The sequence below is a fragment of the Pseudomonas orientalis genome, assembly GCF_002934065.1.
Taxonomy (GTDB): domain Bacteria; phylum Pseudomonadota; class Gammaproteobacteria; order Pseudomonadales; family Pseudomonadaceae; genus Aquipseudomonas; species Aquipseudomonas orientalis_A.
The window spans coordinates 3901843-3917420 of record NZ_CP018049.1 but is presented as its reverse complement, the minus strand read 5'-3'; the positions used below and the strand labels follow the sequence as shown (position 1 = coordinate 3917420).

11 protein-coding genes are annotated in these 15578 nt (G+C 62.2%); 9 read left to right on the top strand and 2 right to left on the bottom strand.

Annotated elements, in window-relative coordinates:
- Positions 1-46: 46 nt before the first annotated feature.
- The gene (locus BOP93_RS17525; protein ID WP_104503699.1) at positions 47-3325 is read right to left on the bottom strand and encodes an EAL domain-containing protein; all 3279 of its coding nucleotides are present in this window, start codon (positions 3323-3325) and stop codon (positions 47-49) included.
- Between the two features lie 65 nt (positions 3326-3390).
- Positions 3391-4281 (bottom strand): LysR family transcriptional regulator, encoded by an 891-nt coding sequence (locus BOP93_RS17520; protein ID WP_104503697.1) that lies wholly within the window; start codon positions 4279-4281, stop codon positions 3391-3393.
- Between the two features lie 139 nt (positions 4282-4420).
- Between BOP93_RS17520 and leuC the strand changes: the two genes are divergently transcribed.
- The 9 genes from leuC to BOP93_RS17475 all read left to right on the top strand — a co-directional run bounded on the left by leuC (position 4421) and on the right by BOP93_RS17475 (position 15370).
- Positions 4421-5839, top strand: a complete 1419-nt coding sequence (leuC, locus tag BOP93_RS17515) for a 3-isopropylmalate dehydratase large subunit (protein WP_104503694.1) — start codon at positions 4421-4423, stop codon at positions 5837-5839.
- A 10-nt stretch (positions 5840-5849) separates the two neighbouring features.
- Positions 5850-6494 carry a 3-isopropylmalate dehydratase small subunit gene (gene leuD / locus BOP93_RS17510; protein ID WP_065884100.1) on the top strand — a complete coding sequence of 215 codons (645 nt, stop codon included), beginning with the start codon at positions 5850-5852 and terminating at the stop codon, positions 6492-6494.
- Positions 6495-6624: 130 nt separating this feature from the next.
- Positions 6625-7389 (top strand): class I SAM-dependent methyltransferase, encoded by a 765-nt coding sequence (locus tag BOP93_RS17505; RefSeq protein ID WP_104503692.1) that lies wholly within the window; start codon positions 6625-6627, stop codon positions 7387-7389.
- A gap of 53 nt (positions 7390-7442) precedes the next feature.
- On the top strand, positions 7443-8525 hold the full coding sequence (gene leuB / locus BOP93_RS17500) for a 3-isopropylmalate dehydrogenase (protein WP_003192555.1): 1083 nt from the start codon (positions 7443-7445) through the stop codon (positions 8523-8525).
- 64 nt (positions 8526-8589) lie between these two features.
- A complete protein-coding gene (asd, locus tag BOP93_RS17495) occupies positions 8590-9702 on the top strand; it encodes an aspartate-semialdehyde dehydrogenase (protein ID WP_069786616.1) in 1113 nt (370 codons plus the stop codon).
- 248 nt (positions 9703-9950) lie between these two features.
- On the top strand, positions 9951-10961 hold the full coding sequence (locus BOP93_RS17490) for an aspartate-semialdehyde dehydrogenase (RefSeq protein WP_065894108.1): 1011 nt from the start codon (positions 9951-9953) through the stop codon (positions 10959-10961).
- Positions 10962-11122: 161 nt separating this feature from the next.
- The gene (locus BOP93_RS17485; RefSeq protein WP_104503690.1) at positions 11123-13678 is read left to right on the top strand and encodes a FimV/HubP family polar landmark protein; all 2556 of its coding nucleotides are present in this window, start codon (positions 11123-11125) and stop codon (positions 13676-13678) included.
- 170 nt (positions 13679-13848) lie between these two features.
- Entirely contained in the window at positions 13849-14673 is an 825-nt protein-coding gene (gene truA, locus BOP93_RS17480; RefSeq protein ID WP_065887082.1) for a tRNA pseudouridine(38-40) synthase TruA, read from the top strand.
- Between the two features lie 64 nt (positions 14674-14737).
- Positions 14738-15370: a phosphoribosylanthranilate isomerase gene (locus BOP93_RS17475; protein WP_104503688.1), complete on the top strand. Its 633-nt coding sequence runs from the start codon at positions 14738-14740 to the stop codon at positions 15368-15370.
- The last annotated feature ends 208 nt before the right edge of the window (positions 15371-15578 follow it).

Sequence of the window (15578 nt, the reverse complement as noted above, 5' to 3'; positions counted from 1 at the left end):
GATAACCCAGGGTGCATTTTGTTTCAACGCTGCGTTTCAAAAACGCCTATTCCAGTAACTGCCTGAATCCCTCTATCGGCAATGGCCGGCTATGCAAGTACCCCTGATACAAATGGCATCCAAGTTTCTGCAGGAACGCCAGTTGTTCCACGGTTTCCACGCCTTCGGCAATCACTTCCAGATTCAAGCTGCGGGCCATGGCGACAATGGCGCGGATGATTTCAGCGTCATTGGGATCGTGAGTCGCGTCGCGCACAAACGACTGGTCGATTTTCAGCGCATCCACCGGCAAGCGCTTGAGGTAGGTCAGGGATGAGTAACCGGTGCCGAAGTCGTCCATCGCGAAGCTCACGCCGAGTTTTTTCAGACGACGCATCTTCATTACCGTGTCGTCCAGGTTCTGGATCACGATGCCTTCGGTGATTTCCAGCTTCAGCAAACTGTAGGGCAGGTGGTGTTGCGTGAGGCTGCGCTCGACCCGTTCCACAAAGTCGTTCTGGCGAAACTGCCGCGGGCTGATATTCACGCACAGACTGAAATTCAACGGGTCCACCAGGCCTTCGGCAATCAACTGCGCCAATGCGCTGCACGCTTCATCGAGGATCCAGGTGCCCACCTCCAGGATCAAGCCGCTGTCCTCCAGCACCTTGATGAATTCCGCCGGCGACTGCGCCCCCAGTTGCGGGTGCTGCCAGCGCACCAGGGCCTCGGCGCCGACAATCTTGTTGCCGCGCGCATCCACCTGAGGCTGGTAGTGCACGCTGAATTCACCGCGCGACAGGGCCAGGCGCAGGTCGGTTTCCATGCGCAGGCGCTCGCTGGCGGTTTTCTGCATGCTGGTGTGAAACATCTGAGTTGTGTTGCGCCCCGAATCCTTGGCGCGGTACAGGGCGATGTCGGCACGCTTGAGCAGGTCGGCGGGGGTGGTGCCATGGTCGGGGATCAGCGCCACGCCGATGCTTGGCGTCACCTGCAAGCGGTGGCCGTCGAGGAACATCGGTTCGGAGAGCAATTCGCGCAAGGTATCAGCCAGCGCCTGCACCTGGCCGCTGACTTGCGTGCGTGAGCCCTCCAGGCCGCTGAGCAGCACCACGAACTCGTCACCGCCCAGGCGCGCCACCGTATCTTCTGTGCGCACGCTGGCTTCCAGGCGCGCGGTGACGATTTTCAGCACGGTATCGCCCACCGGGTGACCGAGGGAGTCGTTGATGTGTTTGAAGTGGTCGAGGTCGAGGAACAGCAGGGCGCCGCGCAGGTTGTGGCGCTTGAGCAGGGCGATCTGCTGGCTCAGGCGGTCCATCAGCAGCGCACGGTTGGGCAGGTTGGTCAGCGGGTCGTGATAGGCCAGGTGGCGGATCTGCGCCTGGGCGTTTTTCAACAGGCTTACGTCACGTGCGGTCAATAGCAGGCACGGCGTTTCATTCAAGGTAATCGGCTCGACCGACACCTCCACCGCCAACACCTCGCCACGCTTGTTGTGCCAAAGCATTTCAAGATGATGGATGCGCCCCTTGATCTGCAGTTCGGCCAACAGCGCGGTGCGCTGGTTTTCATCGGCCCAGATGCCAATCTGGTACAGGGTGAGGCCGATGGCTTCTTCGGCGCGATAGCCGGTCAGGCGACAAAACCCATCGTTGACCTCCACGTAGCGACCCGTGTCGCGCTCGGTGATCGAAATGGCGTCGGGGCTGGAATGGAAGGCCTTGGCAAACTTCTCTTCGCTGGCCTTGAGCGCCGCCTCCGAGCGTTGTTGCTGGGTGATATCGCGCAGGGTCGTGACGATGCACGGCTGCTCATTGACCTTGACCAGGCGGCTGGAAATCACACAGGTCAGGCTCTGGCTGTTCCTGGCATGCACCACGATGGCCACATTGCTCAATGACTGTTCGCGAATCACCCGCTGGATGCGTTGCAGGCGCTTGTTCGATTCATCCCACAGGCCGATCTGCTCGGCGCTTTTGTCGATCACTTCGGCGGCCGTCCAGCCAAACGTCTGGGTGAACGCCGGATTGATCTCGATAAATTCGCCACTGTCCAGGCACGTGACGCAGATAGGGTCGGGACTGGCCTGGAACAGGCTGGCGAATTTTTCTTCGGAGGCGCTCAGGCGTTGCTCGCGCTCCACCTGATCGGTGATATCGAGCAAGGTGCCGGCCATGCGCAGGGGCTTGCCGGATTCATCGCGATACAGACGTGCGCGGCTTTCCAGATAGCGCACGCTGCCGTCCTCGGCGGGCACGCGGTAGGTCAACTGGTAGTTTCCACCTGGGCCTTCACGCAGGCTGCGGTAGGCGTGGCGCATGTCCTCGCGATCCTTGTCGGTCATGCCTTCAAAAAACGCATCGAAGGATTCGTGGAACGGTTCGCACGGCAGGCCATGGAGCTGGGCGGCACGCGCCGAGCCGTAGAGCATGCCGGTAGGGATGTGCCAGTCCCAGGTGCCCAATTGTGCCGAGTCCAGCGCCAGGTCCAGACGCTCCTGACTGTCCTTGAGCGCTTGCTCGGCGTTTTTGCGCTCGGTGGTGTCGAGGAAGGTGCTGATCAGATAGGCCTCTCCGTCCAGTTCGACTTTTTGCGCACTGAGCGTGCCATCGTGGATCTGGCCGTTGCTGGCGCAGAACTGCACTTCCATGGTGATGGATTCACCTTTGCGCTGGGTCGCCTTGACCAGGTGCGTGCGTTGCTCCGGGTGACGCCACAGGCCCAGTTCCAGGGTGGTGCGGCCAATGACTTGCGCCACCGGCCAGCCGAACAGCAGTTCGAAATGGTGGTTGGCTTCGCTGATCAGACCATCGGTCTGGCGCGTCAGCAGCACCATGTTCGGACACAGATGGAAAAGCGTGGCGAAGCGTTTTTCAGAGTGGCTGAGGGCGTCTTCCCGCTCGCGCTGGTGAGTGATCTCGCGGATCACCCCGATCATTCGGCGCCTGCCATTTTTGTCCGGTACCAGGCTGCCGTTGATTTCCAGCCAGTGCAGGCTGCCATCAGGCCATTGGATGCGGTGATGCATGGCCTGTTCGACCGGTTCGCCGGCCAGCACCGCATGAAATGCACGCACGACGCGGGCGCGGTCTTCCGGCGCCAGCAGGTCGAGGTAATTGAGGTCGTTGGGCAGTGGCTGGCGCGGGTCGTAGCCAAACAATGCCTGGGTGCCCCTGGACCAGCTGATTCTCCCCGTGTCGATTTCCCAGCACCACGCGCCCAGCCGCGCGGCATTGAGCGCCGACAGCAGTTGCGGGGCACTGTCCCAGCGTTGTTCCGCCTCTTGTGGGTCCAGGGCGTAGATACGGGGCAGTGGTGGCACGGAATCGACGGGGTTAGGCATTATTCAAAGGGCCTTGCTCGATGGGAAGACAGCGCGGTCTGCTTGAAACCCAAGGTCGCACAAGGTCATGCCGGTATCCCTGGCGGATCGACCTGTGCATCCAACAGGCTCATGAAAGCCCGCGCAGCGTTCGACAGTGTCCTTTCGGTGTGCACGATATAGCCTAGCTGGCGACGCAGCTGTATGCCCGGCAAAGCGATACTTGCCACCTGATCATCCAGCATGGTACGCGGCAACACGCTCCAGGCCAGGCCGATGGACACCATCATCTTGATGGTTTCCAGATAGTTGGTGCTCATCGCGATGTTCGGCGTCAGGCCCTGGGCCTCGAACAGGCGGCTGACAATATGGTGGGTAAAGGTGTTGCCGCCGGGAAACACCGCGGGGTGTCCGGCGATATCGGCCAGGCTGACGGAGCCGTTGCTGATCAGGCTGTGTTCGGGAGCCACCACGAAATCCAGCGGGTCGTCCCACACCGGTGTCGCGCGCACCAGGTTGTGCGGCTCGGGCGCCAGGGTGATGACCGCCACTTCGGCGCGGCCGTGGAGGATTTCTTCGTAGGCCACCTCCGAATCGAGGAATTGAATATCCAGCGCCACGCTCGGGTATTGCCGAGTGAAGGTGCGCAGCACCGGCGGCAGGCGATGCAGGCCGATATGGTGGCTGGTAGCCAGTGTGAGGCGCCCGCTGACTTCCCCGGTCAGGTTGGTCAGGGCACGACGGGTGTCATCCAGCACATTCAGGATCTGATAGGCGCGCGGCAGCAAGGCCCGCCCGGCTTGGGTCAGGCCCACTTCGCGACCCAGGCGATCGAACAGGCGCACCTTCAATTGTTGCTCCAGGCCGGCAATGCGTTTGCTGATGGCCGGTTGGGTCAGGTACAGGCGTTCACCGGCGCCGGAGAAGCTGCCGGTCTCGGCGATGGCGATAAAGGCGTTGAGGTTGGCCAGGTCCATGGTGCTATTCCAGTTGGTAATCCAAAGCATAAAAAATATGAATTTGAGTTATTTAATGTAGCGCCATACCATCAGCCTCACAAGCCAAAGGGTTATTGAAAGCCCGGCGCATAGAAACACCGCTGATGAGGACCGACTGATGGCCGGCAAAACGCTTTACGACAAGCTTTGGGATTCCCATGAAGTGAAACGTCGCGATGATGGATCGTCGCTGATCTACATCGACCGTCACATCATCCATGAAGTGACCTCGCCCCAAGCGTTCGAAGGCCTGCGGCTGGCCGGTCGCAAGCCATGGCGCGTCGACTCCATCATCGCCACCCCGGACCACAACGTGCCCACCACCCCAGAGCGCAAGGGCGGGATTGACGCCATTGTCGATACGGTGTCGCGCTTGCAGGTGCAGACCCTCGACGACTACTGCGATGAATATGGCATCACCGAATTCAAGATGAATGACGTGCGTCAAGGCATCGTCCACGTGATCGGCCCGGAGCAGGGCGCGACCTTGCCGGGCATGACCGTGGTCTGCGGCGACTCGCACACCTCCACCCACGGTGCGTTCGGCGCCCTGGCCCATGGCATCGGCACCTCCGAGGTGGAGCATGTGTTCGCCACCCAGTGCCTGGTCGCCAAGAAAATGAAGAACATGCTGGTGCGCGTGGAAGGCACTTTGCCGTTCGGCGTGACCGCCAAGGACATTGTGCTCGCGGTGATCGGCAAGATCGGCACCGCCGGCGGTAACGGCCATGCCATCGAATTCGCCGGCAGCGCCATTCGCGACCTGTCCATCGAAGGCCGCATGACCATCTGCAACATGTCCATCGAAGCCGGTGCCCGCGTGGGCATGGTGGCGGCGGACGAAAAGACCGTCGAATACGTCAAGGGCCGGCCATTCGCTCCGCAGGGCGCTGATTGGGACGCCGCCGTCGAAGCCTGGAAAGACCTGGTCTCCGACGCCGACGCGGTGTTCGACACCGTGGTCGAACTCGACGCTGCGCAGATCAAGCCGCAAGTCAGCTGGGGCACGTCGCCGGAAATGGTGCTGGCCGTTGATCAAAACGTGCCGGACCCGGCCCAGGAGACCGATCTGGTCAAGCGCGGCTCCATCGAGCGCGCCCTCAAGTACATGGGCTTGAAGGCCAATCAGGCGATTACCGATATCCAGCTGGATCGCGTATTCATCGGCTCCTGCACCAACTCGCGCATCGAAGACCTGCGCGCCGCTGCCGTGATCGCCAAGGGCCGCAAGGTGGCGTCGACCATCAAACAAGCCATCGTGGTGCCCGGTTCGGGTCTGGTCAAAGCCCAGGCCGAGGCCGAGGGTCTGGACAAGATCTTCCTCGAAGCCGGTTTCGAATGGCGTGAGCCGGGGTGCTCGATGTGCCTGGCAATGAACCCGGACCGCCTGGAGTCCGGCGAGCATTGCGCGTCCACCTCCAACCGTAACTTCGAAGGTCGGCAGGGCGCCGGTGGGCGTACCCACCTGGTCAGCCCGGCCATGGCTGCCGCCGCCGCCGTCAACGGTCGTTTCATCGACGTTCGCGAATTGATCTGAGGAATACCCGATGCGTGCTTTTACACAACACACAGGTTTAGTCGCGCCGTTGGACCGTGCCAACGTGGACACCGACCAGATCATCCCCAAGCAGTTCCTGAAGTCGATCAAGCGCACCGGTTTCGGCCCCAACCTGTTTGACGAATGGCGCTACCTGGACGTGGGTTATGCCTACCAGGACAACTCCAAACGCCCACTGAACAAGGACTTCGTACTCAACGCCGAGCGTTACCAGGGCGCCAGCGTGTTGCTGGCCCGGGAAAACTTCGGTTGCGGCTCCAGCCGTGAACACGCGCCGTGGGCACTGGAAGAATATGGCTTTCGCAGCATTATCGCGCCGAGCTATGCGGACATCTTCTTCAACAACAGCTTCAAGAACGGCTTGTTGCCGATCATCCTGAGCGACGCCGAAGTGGATGAGCTGTTCCAGCAAGTGGAAGCCACTGTGGGCTACCAGTTGACGGTGGACCTGGCCGCACAGACCGTGACCCGTCCGGATGGCAAGGTGTACCACTTTGAAGTGGACGCCTTTCGCAAGCACTGCTTGATCAATGGCCTGGACGATATCGGCCTGACCTTGCAGGACGGCGATGCGATTGCGGCGTTCGAGAGCAAGCACCGGGCGAGTCAGCCGTGGTTGTTTCGCGATGCCTGATCTGCGGTAAGCAGGACCGCCGTCATCGGGGGCAAGCCCCCTCCCACAGGAAAACGCATTCCAAATGTGGGAGGGGGCTTGCCCCCGATGAGGCCAGTGTTAACAACACAAAAAGCCAAGGACAAGCCCCATGACCACCACCGCCCACACTCAAGTCGTGCAAAAGCAATTCGGCGAACAGGCCGCCGCCTACCTGAGCAGCGCCGTTCACGCCCAGGGCACCGAATTCGCGCTGCTCCAGGCCGAACTGGCCGGGCAGGGCAGTGCACGACTGCTGGACCTGGGGTGCGGTGCCGGCCATGTCAGTTTCCATGTCGCGCCGCTGGTTAAAGAAGTGGTGGCCTACGACTTGTCCCAACAGATGCTTGATGTGGTGGCCGCCGCTGCGCAAGATCGCGGTTTCACCAATATCAGCACCGTGAACGGCGCCGCCGAGCGCCTGCCGTTCGCCGATGGCGAGTTCGACTTCGTGTTCAGCCGCTATTCGGCGCACCACTGGAGCGACCTCGGCCTGGCCCTGCGCGAAGTGCGTCGGGTGCTCAAGCCGGGCGGCGTGGCGGCGTTCGTGGATGTGTTGTCACCCGGCAGCCCGTTGCTGGACACTTACCTGCAAACCGTCGAAGTGCTGCGCGATACCAGCCATGTGCGTGATTACTCCGCCGCCGAGTGGATGCGCCAGCTCAGCGAAGCCGGCCTGCATGTGCGCAACAGCAGCCGCCAGCGCCTGCGCCTGGAATACAGCTCCTGGGTCGAACGCATGCGGACCCCGCCGGCGTTGCGCGCAGCCATCCTTGAGCTGCAACAGGCAATGGGCCAGGAAGTGCGCGATTATTACGAAATCCAGGCCGACGGCACCTTCAGCACCGACGTACTGGTGGTGTGGGCCGAACGCTGATTGATTTTTTCCGACCTGCCCATGGGCAGGTCGCTCGATGAAATGAGGAACCCATGAGCAAGCAGATTCTGATTCTCCCTGGCGACGGTATTGGTCCGGAAATCATGGCCGAAGCGGTCAAGGTGCTGGAGCTCGCCAACAGCAAGTACAGTTTGGGCTTCGAACTCAGCCACGACGTGATCGGCGGCGCAGCCATCGACAAGCACGGCGTGCCCCTGGCTGACGAAACCCTGGACCGTGCCCGCGCCGCCGACGCTGTGCTGCTGGGCGCCGTGGGCGGCCCGAAATGGGACAAGATCGAGCGGGATATCCGGCCTGAGCGCGGCCTGCTGAAAATCCGCGCGCAACTGGGCCTGTTCGGCAACCTGCGTCCGGCCATCCTCTATCCGCAACTGGCCGACGCCTCGAGCCTCAAGCCGGAAGTGGTGGCGGGCCTGGACATCCTTATCGTGCGTGAGCTGACCGGCGGTATCTATTTTGGTTCGCCACGCGGTGTGCGCGAGTTGGAAAACGGCGAGCGTCAGGCCTACGACACCCTGCCGTACAGCGAAAGTGAAATCCGCCGTATCGCCCGTGTCGGTTTCGACATGGCCCGCGTGCGCGGCAAGAAGGTCTGCTCGGTGGACAAGGCCAACGTACTGGCGTCCAGCCAACTGTGGCGCGAAATTGTCGAAGAAGTGGCCAAGGACTACCCGGACGTCGAGCTGAGCCACATGTACGTCGACAACGCCGCCATGCAACTGGTGCGTGCGCCCAAGCAATTCGACGTGATCGTCACCGACAACCTGTTCGGCGACATCCTGTCCGACCAGGCGTCGATGCTCACCGGTTCCATCGGCATGCTGCCGTCGGCCTCCCTGGACACCAATAACAAAGGTATGTATGAGCCGTGCCACGGTTCTGCACCGGACATCGCAGGCCAGGGCATTGCCAACCCGCTGGCGACCATTTTGTCGGTGTCGATGATGCTGCGTTACAGCTTCAACCTGGGCGATGCGGCGGACGCGATCGAGAAGGCCGTCAGCCTGGTGCTGGATCAGGGTTTGCGCACCGGCGATATCTGGTCCCAGGGTTGCACCAAAGTCGGGACGCAAGAAATGGGCGACGCTGTAGTCGCCGCGCTGCGGAATCTGTAATCTCTCGGGCCCGCTTGCAGTTGTTGCTGCAAGGCGGCCCACTTTTTAACAAGGTGTAGTTGCGATGAAACGTGTAGGTCTGATCGGTTGGCGCGGTATGGTCGGTTCCGTGCTCATGCAGCGGATGCTGGAAGAGCAGGATTTCGATCTTATTGAGCCGGTGTTTTTCACCACGTCGAACGTAGGTGGCCAAGGGCCGTCCGTGGGCAAGGATATTGCCCCGCTCAAGGATGCCTACAGCATTGAAGAGCTCAAGACCCTCGACGTGATTCTGACCTGCCAGGGCGGCGACTACACCAGCGAAGTCTTCCCCAAGCTGCGCGAAGCCGGCTGGCAGGGCTACTGGATCGACGCTGCCTCGAGCCTGCGCATGCAGGACGATGCCGTGATCATCCTCGACCCGGTCAACCGCAAGGTCATCGACCAGCAACTGGACGCCGGTACCCGCAACTACGTAGGCGGCAATTGCACCGTCAGCCTGATGCTGATGGGCCTGGGCGGCTTGTTCGAAGCCGGCCTGGTCGAGTGGATGAGCGCCATGACCTATCAGGCGGCCTCCGGTGCCGGCGCGCAGAACATGCGTGAGCTGATCAAGCAGATGGGCGCAACCCACGCCGCGGTTGCCGACCAACTGGCCGACCCAGCCAGCGCGATCCTCGATATCGACCGCCGTGTGGCCGAGGCCATGCGCAGCGAAGCCTACCCCACCGAGAACTTCGGCGTGCCATTGGCCGGTAGCCTGATCCCGTGGATCGACAAGGAACTGCCGAACGGCCAGAGCCGCGAAGAGTGGAAGGCCCAGGCCGAGACCAACAAGATCCTCGGTCGCTTCAAGAACCCGATCCCGGTGGACGGCATCTGCGTGCGCATCGGCGCCATGCGCTGCCACAGCCAGGCCTTGACCATCAAGCTGAACAAAGACGTGCCGATCGCCGATATCGAGGGGCTGATCAGCCAGCACAACCCTTGGGTCAAGCTGGTGCCGAACAACCGTGATATCAGCATGCAGGAGCTGAGCCCGACCAAGGTTACCGGCACCCTGAATGTACCGGTGGGCCGTCTGCGCAAGCTGAACATGGGCAGCCAGTTCCTTGGCGCGTTCACCGTTGGCGACCAGCTGCTGTGGGGTGCGGCTGAGCCGTTGCGCCGCATGCTGCGGATTTTGCTCGAGCGTTGATCGCTGCATGCTTGTTCCGCAAACCCGCGCTCTGGTGACAGGCGCGGGTTTTTTATTGCCTGCCAGGGCCTCATCGGGGGCAAGCCCCCTCCCACAGTTGACCGAGTTCCAACCTTGAAATGAGGGCAAATGTGGGAGGGGGCTTGCCCCCGATAGGGCCCTCAGCCACTCCACAAGCCCCAGGCCAATTGCCTCACTCCCAGGCACCCGGTAAAGTGCCGCTCCCCCGCACTGCCCGAGGCAACCCCATGACCCAGACCTTTGAAATCGCCGTGATCGGCGCTACCGGCACCGTTGGCGAAACCCTGGTGCAGATTCTCGAAGAGCTGGACTTCCCGGTAGGCACCCTTTATTTGCTGGCGGGCAACAATTCCGCCGGTGCTTCGGTGCCGTTCCGGGGCAAGAACCTGCGGGTAAAGGAGGTCGACGAGTTCGATTTCAGCAAGGCGCAACTGGCGTTCTTCGCGGCCGGCCCGGCGGTGACCTTGAGCTTCGCGCCGCGCGCCACGGCCGCCGGTTGTTCGGTGATCGACCTGTCTGGCGCGTTGCCTGCCGAACAGGCGCCGTACGTGGTGCCGCAAGCCAATGCCCATGTGCTCAAAGGCTTGAAGAAACCGTTTCAAATCGCCAGCCCGAGCCCGTCCGCCACTCACCTGGCCGTGGTGCTGGCGCCGTTGCGTGGCCTGCTGGATATTCAGCGCGTGAGCGTTACCGCCAACCTGGCCGTGTCTGCGCTGGGCCGCGAGGCCGTGAGTGAGTTGGCCCGCCAGACCGCCGAGCTGTTGAATGTGCGTCCGCTGGAGCCGACCTTCTTCGATCGGCAAGTGGCTTTCAACCTGCTGGCACAAGTCGGCACTCCAGACGCCCAGGGTCACACGGCGCTGGAGAAACGTCTCGTGCATGAATTGCGCGCCGTACTGGAAACACCTTTACTGAAAGTGTCCGCCACGTGCATTCAAGCCCCGGTGTTTTTCGGCGATAGCCTGGCTGTGTCGCTGCAGTTGGCGGCGCCGGTCGATCTGGCTGCGGTGAACGAGGCCCTTGAGGCTGCGCCGGGAATCGAGCTGGTCGAGGCGGGCGACTACCCGACGGCGGTAGGCGATGCGGTGGGCCAGGACGTTGTTTATGTAGGACGAGTACGCGCGGGTGTCGACGACCCTGCTGAACTAAATCTGTGGCTGACGTCAGATAACGTACGCAAAGGCGCTGCGCTCAACGCCGTGCAAGTGGCGCAGTTGTTGATAAAAGGCCTTGCGTAAAAGATACTTGGCGTCAATTTGTAGATTGATTCTCACCAAGCGCTATGCTTGGCCCAAAGCGGAACACAAGCGCGTCGGTGACCTATCGGCTCGCCATGCCTTATGGCAGCGGTTACCAACCTTCTCGCAAGCCGGGAAGTGTTCAGACAAAGGATGAGGCTATGGTTCAAGTTCGCAAACTGGTGTTAGCAATAGCGGCCGCCTCGGCGCTGTCCTCCGGTATGGCGCAGGCGCTGCAACTTGGGGAGATGACCCTCAAGTCGAAGTTGAACCAGCCGCTGTCGGTGGAAATCGAGCTGCTCGACGTCGGTGGCCTCACGGCGTCCGAGATCACCCCGAGCCTGGCGTCCTCCCAGGCGTTCGTCGATGCCGGTGTCGATCGCCAGGCATTTCTCGACCAGCTCACCTTTACCCCGGTGGTCAATCCCAACGGCCGCAGCGTGGTGCGAGTCACCTCCGACAAGCCGCTGCCCGACTCCTATGTGCGCTTCCTGTTGCAGGTGCAATGGCCTAATGGCCGCCTGATGCGTGACTACAGCGTGCTGCTCGATCCCGCCAAATTCGACCAGCCGACTCCGGCTGCCAGCGCACCGGCGCCACGCCTGAATGCGCCGAGCGGCACCGCGTCCGCCGTCAGCAAGCCTGCGCAACATACCACCACGGCTCGCGACACTTTGTGGGAAATTGCCGAGAAAAACCGCAATGGTGGCTCTGTGCAGCAGACCATGCTGGCCATTCAGGCGCTTAACCCGGATGCCTTTGTCGACGGCAACATCAACCGCCTGAAAACCGGCCAGGTCCTGCGCCTCCCGGACACCGTGCAAAGCACCGCGCTGGCGCAACCCCAGGCGATCGCCGAAGTGACTGCGCAGAACGCCGCTTGGCGCCAGGGCCGCCGTACCGCCAGCCAGCAAGTGGCGGGTAAGGCCCAGTTGGATGCCACCAAGCGCACCGAGACGGGCAATGCGCCGTCGAGCACCAACGCCAAGGACAACTTGAGCCTGGTGTCGGCCCAAGCAGCCAAAAAAGGGGCGAACGGCAAGGCGGGCGACAGCCGTGTGTTGAGCGACAAGCTGGCGATGACTCAAGAGCAACTGGACACCACCCGTCGCGATAACGAAGAGCTCAAAAGCCGCGCGGCAGATTTGCAAAGCCAGTTGGACAAGCTGCAGAAGCTGATTCAGCTGAAAAACGATCAACTGGCCCGGCTGCAGGCCGAGAAGGGCGATGCAGCGGCGCCCGTGACGGCAGCAGCAGCGCCAGAGGCGGCGGCGATGCCGGCGCCGTCGGCCGATGAACCGGCGCCTGCCGCACAAGCCCCAGTTGCCGCACCGGCTCCGGAACCGGCCACGCCGGTTGCCGCGCCTGCAACCACCGAAGGCAAATTCAATGAGCTGTTGACCAACCCCATCGTGCTCGGTGTGCTTGGTGGCGCAGCCGTCATCCTGGCGTTGCTGCTCCTGCTGTTGTGGGTGCGCCATCGCAACGCCCGTCTTGAAGAAGAGAAGCACCTGCGCATGGCGCGCGCGCTGGCTGAAGAGCCGGAGTTCACATCGAATCTGGAGCGCGACCTGCCCTCCGACAGTTTCGAAGGCCTGGAAGTGGCGCCGCTGAATGCTGCGCCCACGCCTACGCCTGCACCCACGCCTGCGCGCGCCCCGGTGGTTGAGCCGGTCGTGCCGAGCGTCGCCTCGGTGCTTGCGCCGCTGGCGGTTGCGGTTGCCCCGCAGAACGCCAGCGATGCGCTGTCCCAGGCCCAGTCCCATATCGACCGTGGCCACCTGAACCAGGCGGCCGATGTACTTGAGCAAGCGATCAAGCGCGAGCCCAAGCGCAGCGACCTGCGTCTGAAATTGATGGAAGTGTACGGGCTGCAAAATAACAAGGACGGTTTCGTCAGCCAGGAGCGTCAACTGGTGGCCAACGGTGAAAACCATGCCCAGGTCGAGCAGCTCAAAAGTCGTTTCCCGGCCATGGCGGTGTTGGCGGCAGGCGTAAGTGCAGCAGTGGCCGCTGCGGCCCTGGACGCGCAGTACGTCAAGGACTTGCTGGAAGACAAGCCGGCCGCATCGCAGCCAGAGCCCGTGGACACCGATTTCGACCTGAGCCTGGACGAGCTGGAGGCGGCATCGCCGGCTGAGGTCAACGACGATCAGCAGACATTCGAGGCGCTTCTTCAGCAGCAGACGGCAGCCAACGCCAGTGCCGATGACCTGTCGGACTTCGACCTGGATCTGCAACTGGATGCACCGGCGTCCGCGCAATCGGATGATGACTTCCTCTCCGGGCTCGAAGAGCAGATGAAGGATGCGCCTGCCGTCGAGCCGCCGACCCTGGCCCCTACGGCCCTGGATGACTTCGATTTGCCTGAGGATTTCGACCTCTCCCTGGCGGACGAGCCCGAATCGGCGGCCAAGCCGGACGCCTTCGCGTCGGAGCTGGATGACGTCAACGCCGAGCTGGACCGTCTGTCCCAGAGCCTGGAGCATCCCTCCATCGAGCCATCGTTCACGGCTGAGGATGCGGCGCTCGGTGACGATGAGCCCGAGTTCGATTTCCTCTCGGGCACCGATGAGGTCGCCACCAAGCTGGACCTCGCCCAGGCTTACATCGACATGGGCGATGCCGATGGCGCCAAGGACATCCTGTCCGAAGTGCTGACCGAGGGCAACGAGAGCCAGCGCGGCGAGGCCAAGGAAATGCTCGGCCGAATCTGAGGGCTGATAAACATCCACTGTGGGGCAGGGCGTGCTTCTCCCCACAGTTGGCTTGGCGCCCTTCCCCAACAAAAGCGCCCGTCGCGCAGCCGTCGCCTTTATAATGGCCACCTTCGCGCAACTCATCAGGCTCTCAGTTCTTGGCAAATATAGATAACGCGGCCGCCGAAATGGCGGCCGCAGGCTTTTACCGCATCGCCCTCGGCGTGGAATACAAAGGCTCGCGCTATCGCGGCTGGCAGCGCCAGGCATCCGGCGTGCTGACGGTGCAGGAAACCCTGGAAAACGCTTTGTCGAAAGTCGCTGACTCGCCGGTGTCGCTGATGTGTGCCGGGCGGACCGACGCAGGGGTGCATGCCTGCGGCCAAGTGGTGCATTTCGACACCCAGGCCGAACGCTCGATGAAGGCTTGGGTAATGGGCGCCAATATCAACCTGCCCCATGACGTCAGCGTCACGTGGGCCAAGGTCATGCCGGCGCATTTTCATGCGCGTTTCAAGGCCATCGCCCGACGCTACCGCTACGTGATCTACAACGATCAGATCCGCCCGGCGCACCTGAACCAGGAAATCACCTGGAACCACCGCCCGCTGGATGCCGAGCGCATGGCCGAGGCCGCGCAGCATCTTGTCGGGGTGCATGATTTCAGCGCATTCCGTGCCGGCCAATGCCAGGCCAAATCGCCGATCAAGGAAGTCCACCATCTGCGCGTGACCCGTCATGGCAAGATGATTGTGCTGGATATCCGTGCCGGGGCATTCCTGCACCACATGGTGCGCAACATTGCGGGTGTGTTGATGACCATCGGTACCGGCGAACGTCCGGTGGAGTGGGCCAGGGAAGTGCTGGAAAGCCGCGTGCGCCGTACCGGTGGAGTGACGGCGCATCCGTTCGGCCTGTATCTGGTGGAGGTGGAGTACCGTGACGAGTTCGAACTGCCGGAGCGTTTTATCGGGCCACACTTCCTCACCGGTTTCAGCGAACTTGGCGGCTGACGCCCGCAAGCGCTTTTGTTACCATCCGGGACTTTCTCGGTTCAATCCCTGAGGTTTCTACGATATGTCAGCCGTTCGCAGCAAGATTTGCGGGATTACCCGCATCGAAGACGCGCTGGCGGCGGTCGAGGCGGGGGCGGATGCCATAGGTCTGGTGTTCTACGCCAGGAGCCCGCGCGCGGTGAATGTGTTGCAGGCGCGGGCCATCATCGCCGCGCTGCCACCGTTCGTGACCACCGTGGGCTTGTTCGTCAACGCCAGCCGGTGTGAACTCAATGAAACCCTGGATGCCGTGCCACTGGACATGCTGCAGTTTCATGGCGACGAAACCCCGGATGAATGCGACAGCTATCAGCGTCCCTATATCAAGGCGCTGCGCGTCAAGGCCAGCGACGATATCGCTGCAGCCTGTGCCGCTTATACGGGCGCGCGCGGGATTCTGCTGGACACTTATGTTGAAGGCGTTCCCGGCGGTACGGGCGAAGCGTTCGACTGGTCGCTGATCCCGGCGGGCTTGAGCAAGCCGCTGATCCTGGCCGGTGGGCTCACCCCCTTGAACGTTGGCGCGGCCATCGAGCAGGTTCGGCCGTATGCCGTGGATGTCAGCGGCGGGGTTGAGCAGGGCAAGGGCATTAAGGATCACGCCAGGATTCGCGCATTTGTGCAGGCCGTGCGCAACAGCAGCGGTGCGATGTGACGGCTGGCAGTCTGCCGCCGTCCATAACTACCACTGTGTAAAACAGCACCGGCGCCGCCTGCGGGAGGCCCGGAAACGAAGTGGCAACCCTGCGCTGGCAGGTTGTCTGGAAGGCTGAGGATACAGGCGGGAAATGGCTGGTCGAACCCCTGACCCCGTCCCGCCGGTATCATCGCCACATATGAATTTAGCTCAAGGGCATACGCGG

Coding starts and splice junctions, on each gene's coding strand:
- BOP93_RS17525 (WP_104503699.1), bottom strand. CDS start 3,325: ATGCCTAACCCCGTCGATTCCGTGCCACCACTGCCCCGTATCTACGCC.
- BOP93_RS17520 (WP_104503697.1), bottom strand. CDS start 4,281: ATGGACCTGGCCAACCTCAACGCCTTTATCGCCATCGCCGAGACCGGC.
- leuC (WP_104503694.1), top strand. CDS start 4,421: ATGGCCGGCAAAACGCTTTACGACAAGCTTTGGGATTCCCATGAAGTG.
- leuD (WP_065884100.1), top strand. CDS start 5,850: ATGCGTGCTTTTACACAACACACAGGTTTAGTCGCGCCGTTGGACCGT.
- BOP93_RS17505 (WP_104503692.1), top strand. CDS start 6,625: ATGACCACCACCGCCCACACTCAAGTCGTGCAAAAGCAATTCGGCGAA.
- leuB (WP_003192555.1), top strand. CDS start 7,443: ATGAGCAAGCAGATTCTGATTCTCCCTGGCGACGGTATTGGTCCGGAA.
- asd (WP_069786616.1), top strand. CDS start 8,590: ATGAAACGTGTAGGTCTGATCGGTTGGCGCGGTATGGTCGGTTCCGTG.
- BOP93_RS17490 (WP_065894108.1), top strand. CDS start 9,951: ATGACCCAGACCTTTGAAATCGCCGTGATCGGCGCTACCGGCACCGTT.
- BOP93_RS17485 (WP_104503690.1), top strand. CDS start 11,123: ATGGTTCAAGTTCGCAAACTGGTGTTAGCAATAGCGGCCGCCTCGGCG.
- truA (WP_065887082.1), top strand. CDS start 13,849: ATGGCGGCCGCAGGCTTTTACCGCATCGCCCTCGGCGTGGAATACAAA.
- BOP93_RS17475 (WP_104503688.1), top strand. CDS start 14,738: ATGTCAGCCGTTCGCAGCAAGATTTGCGGGATTACCCGCATCGAAGAC.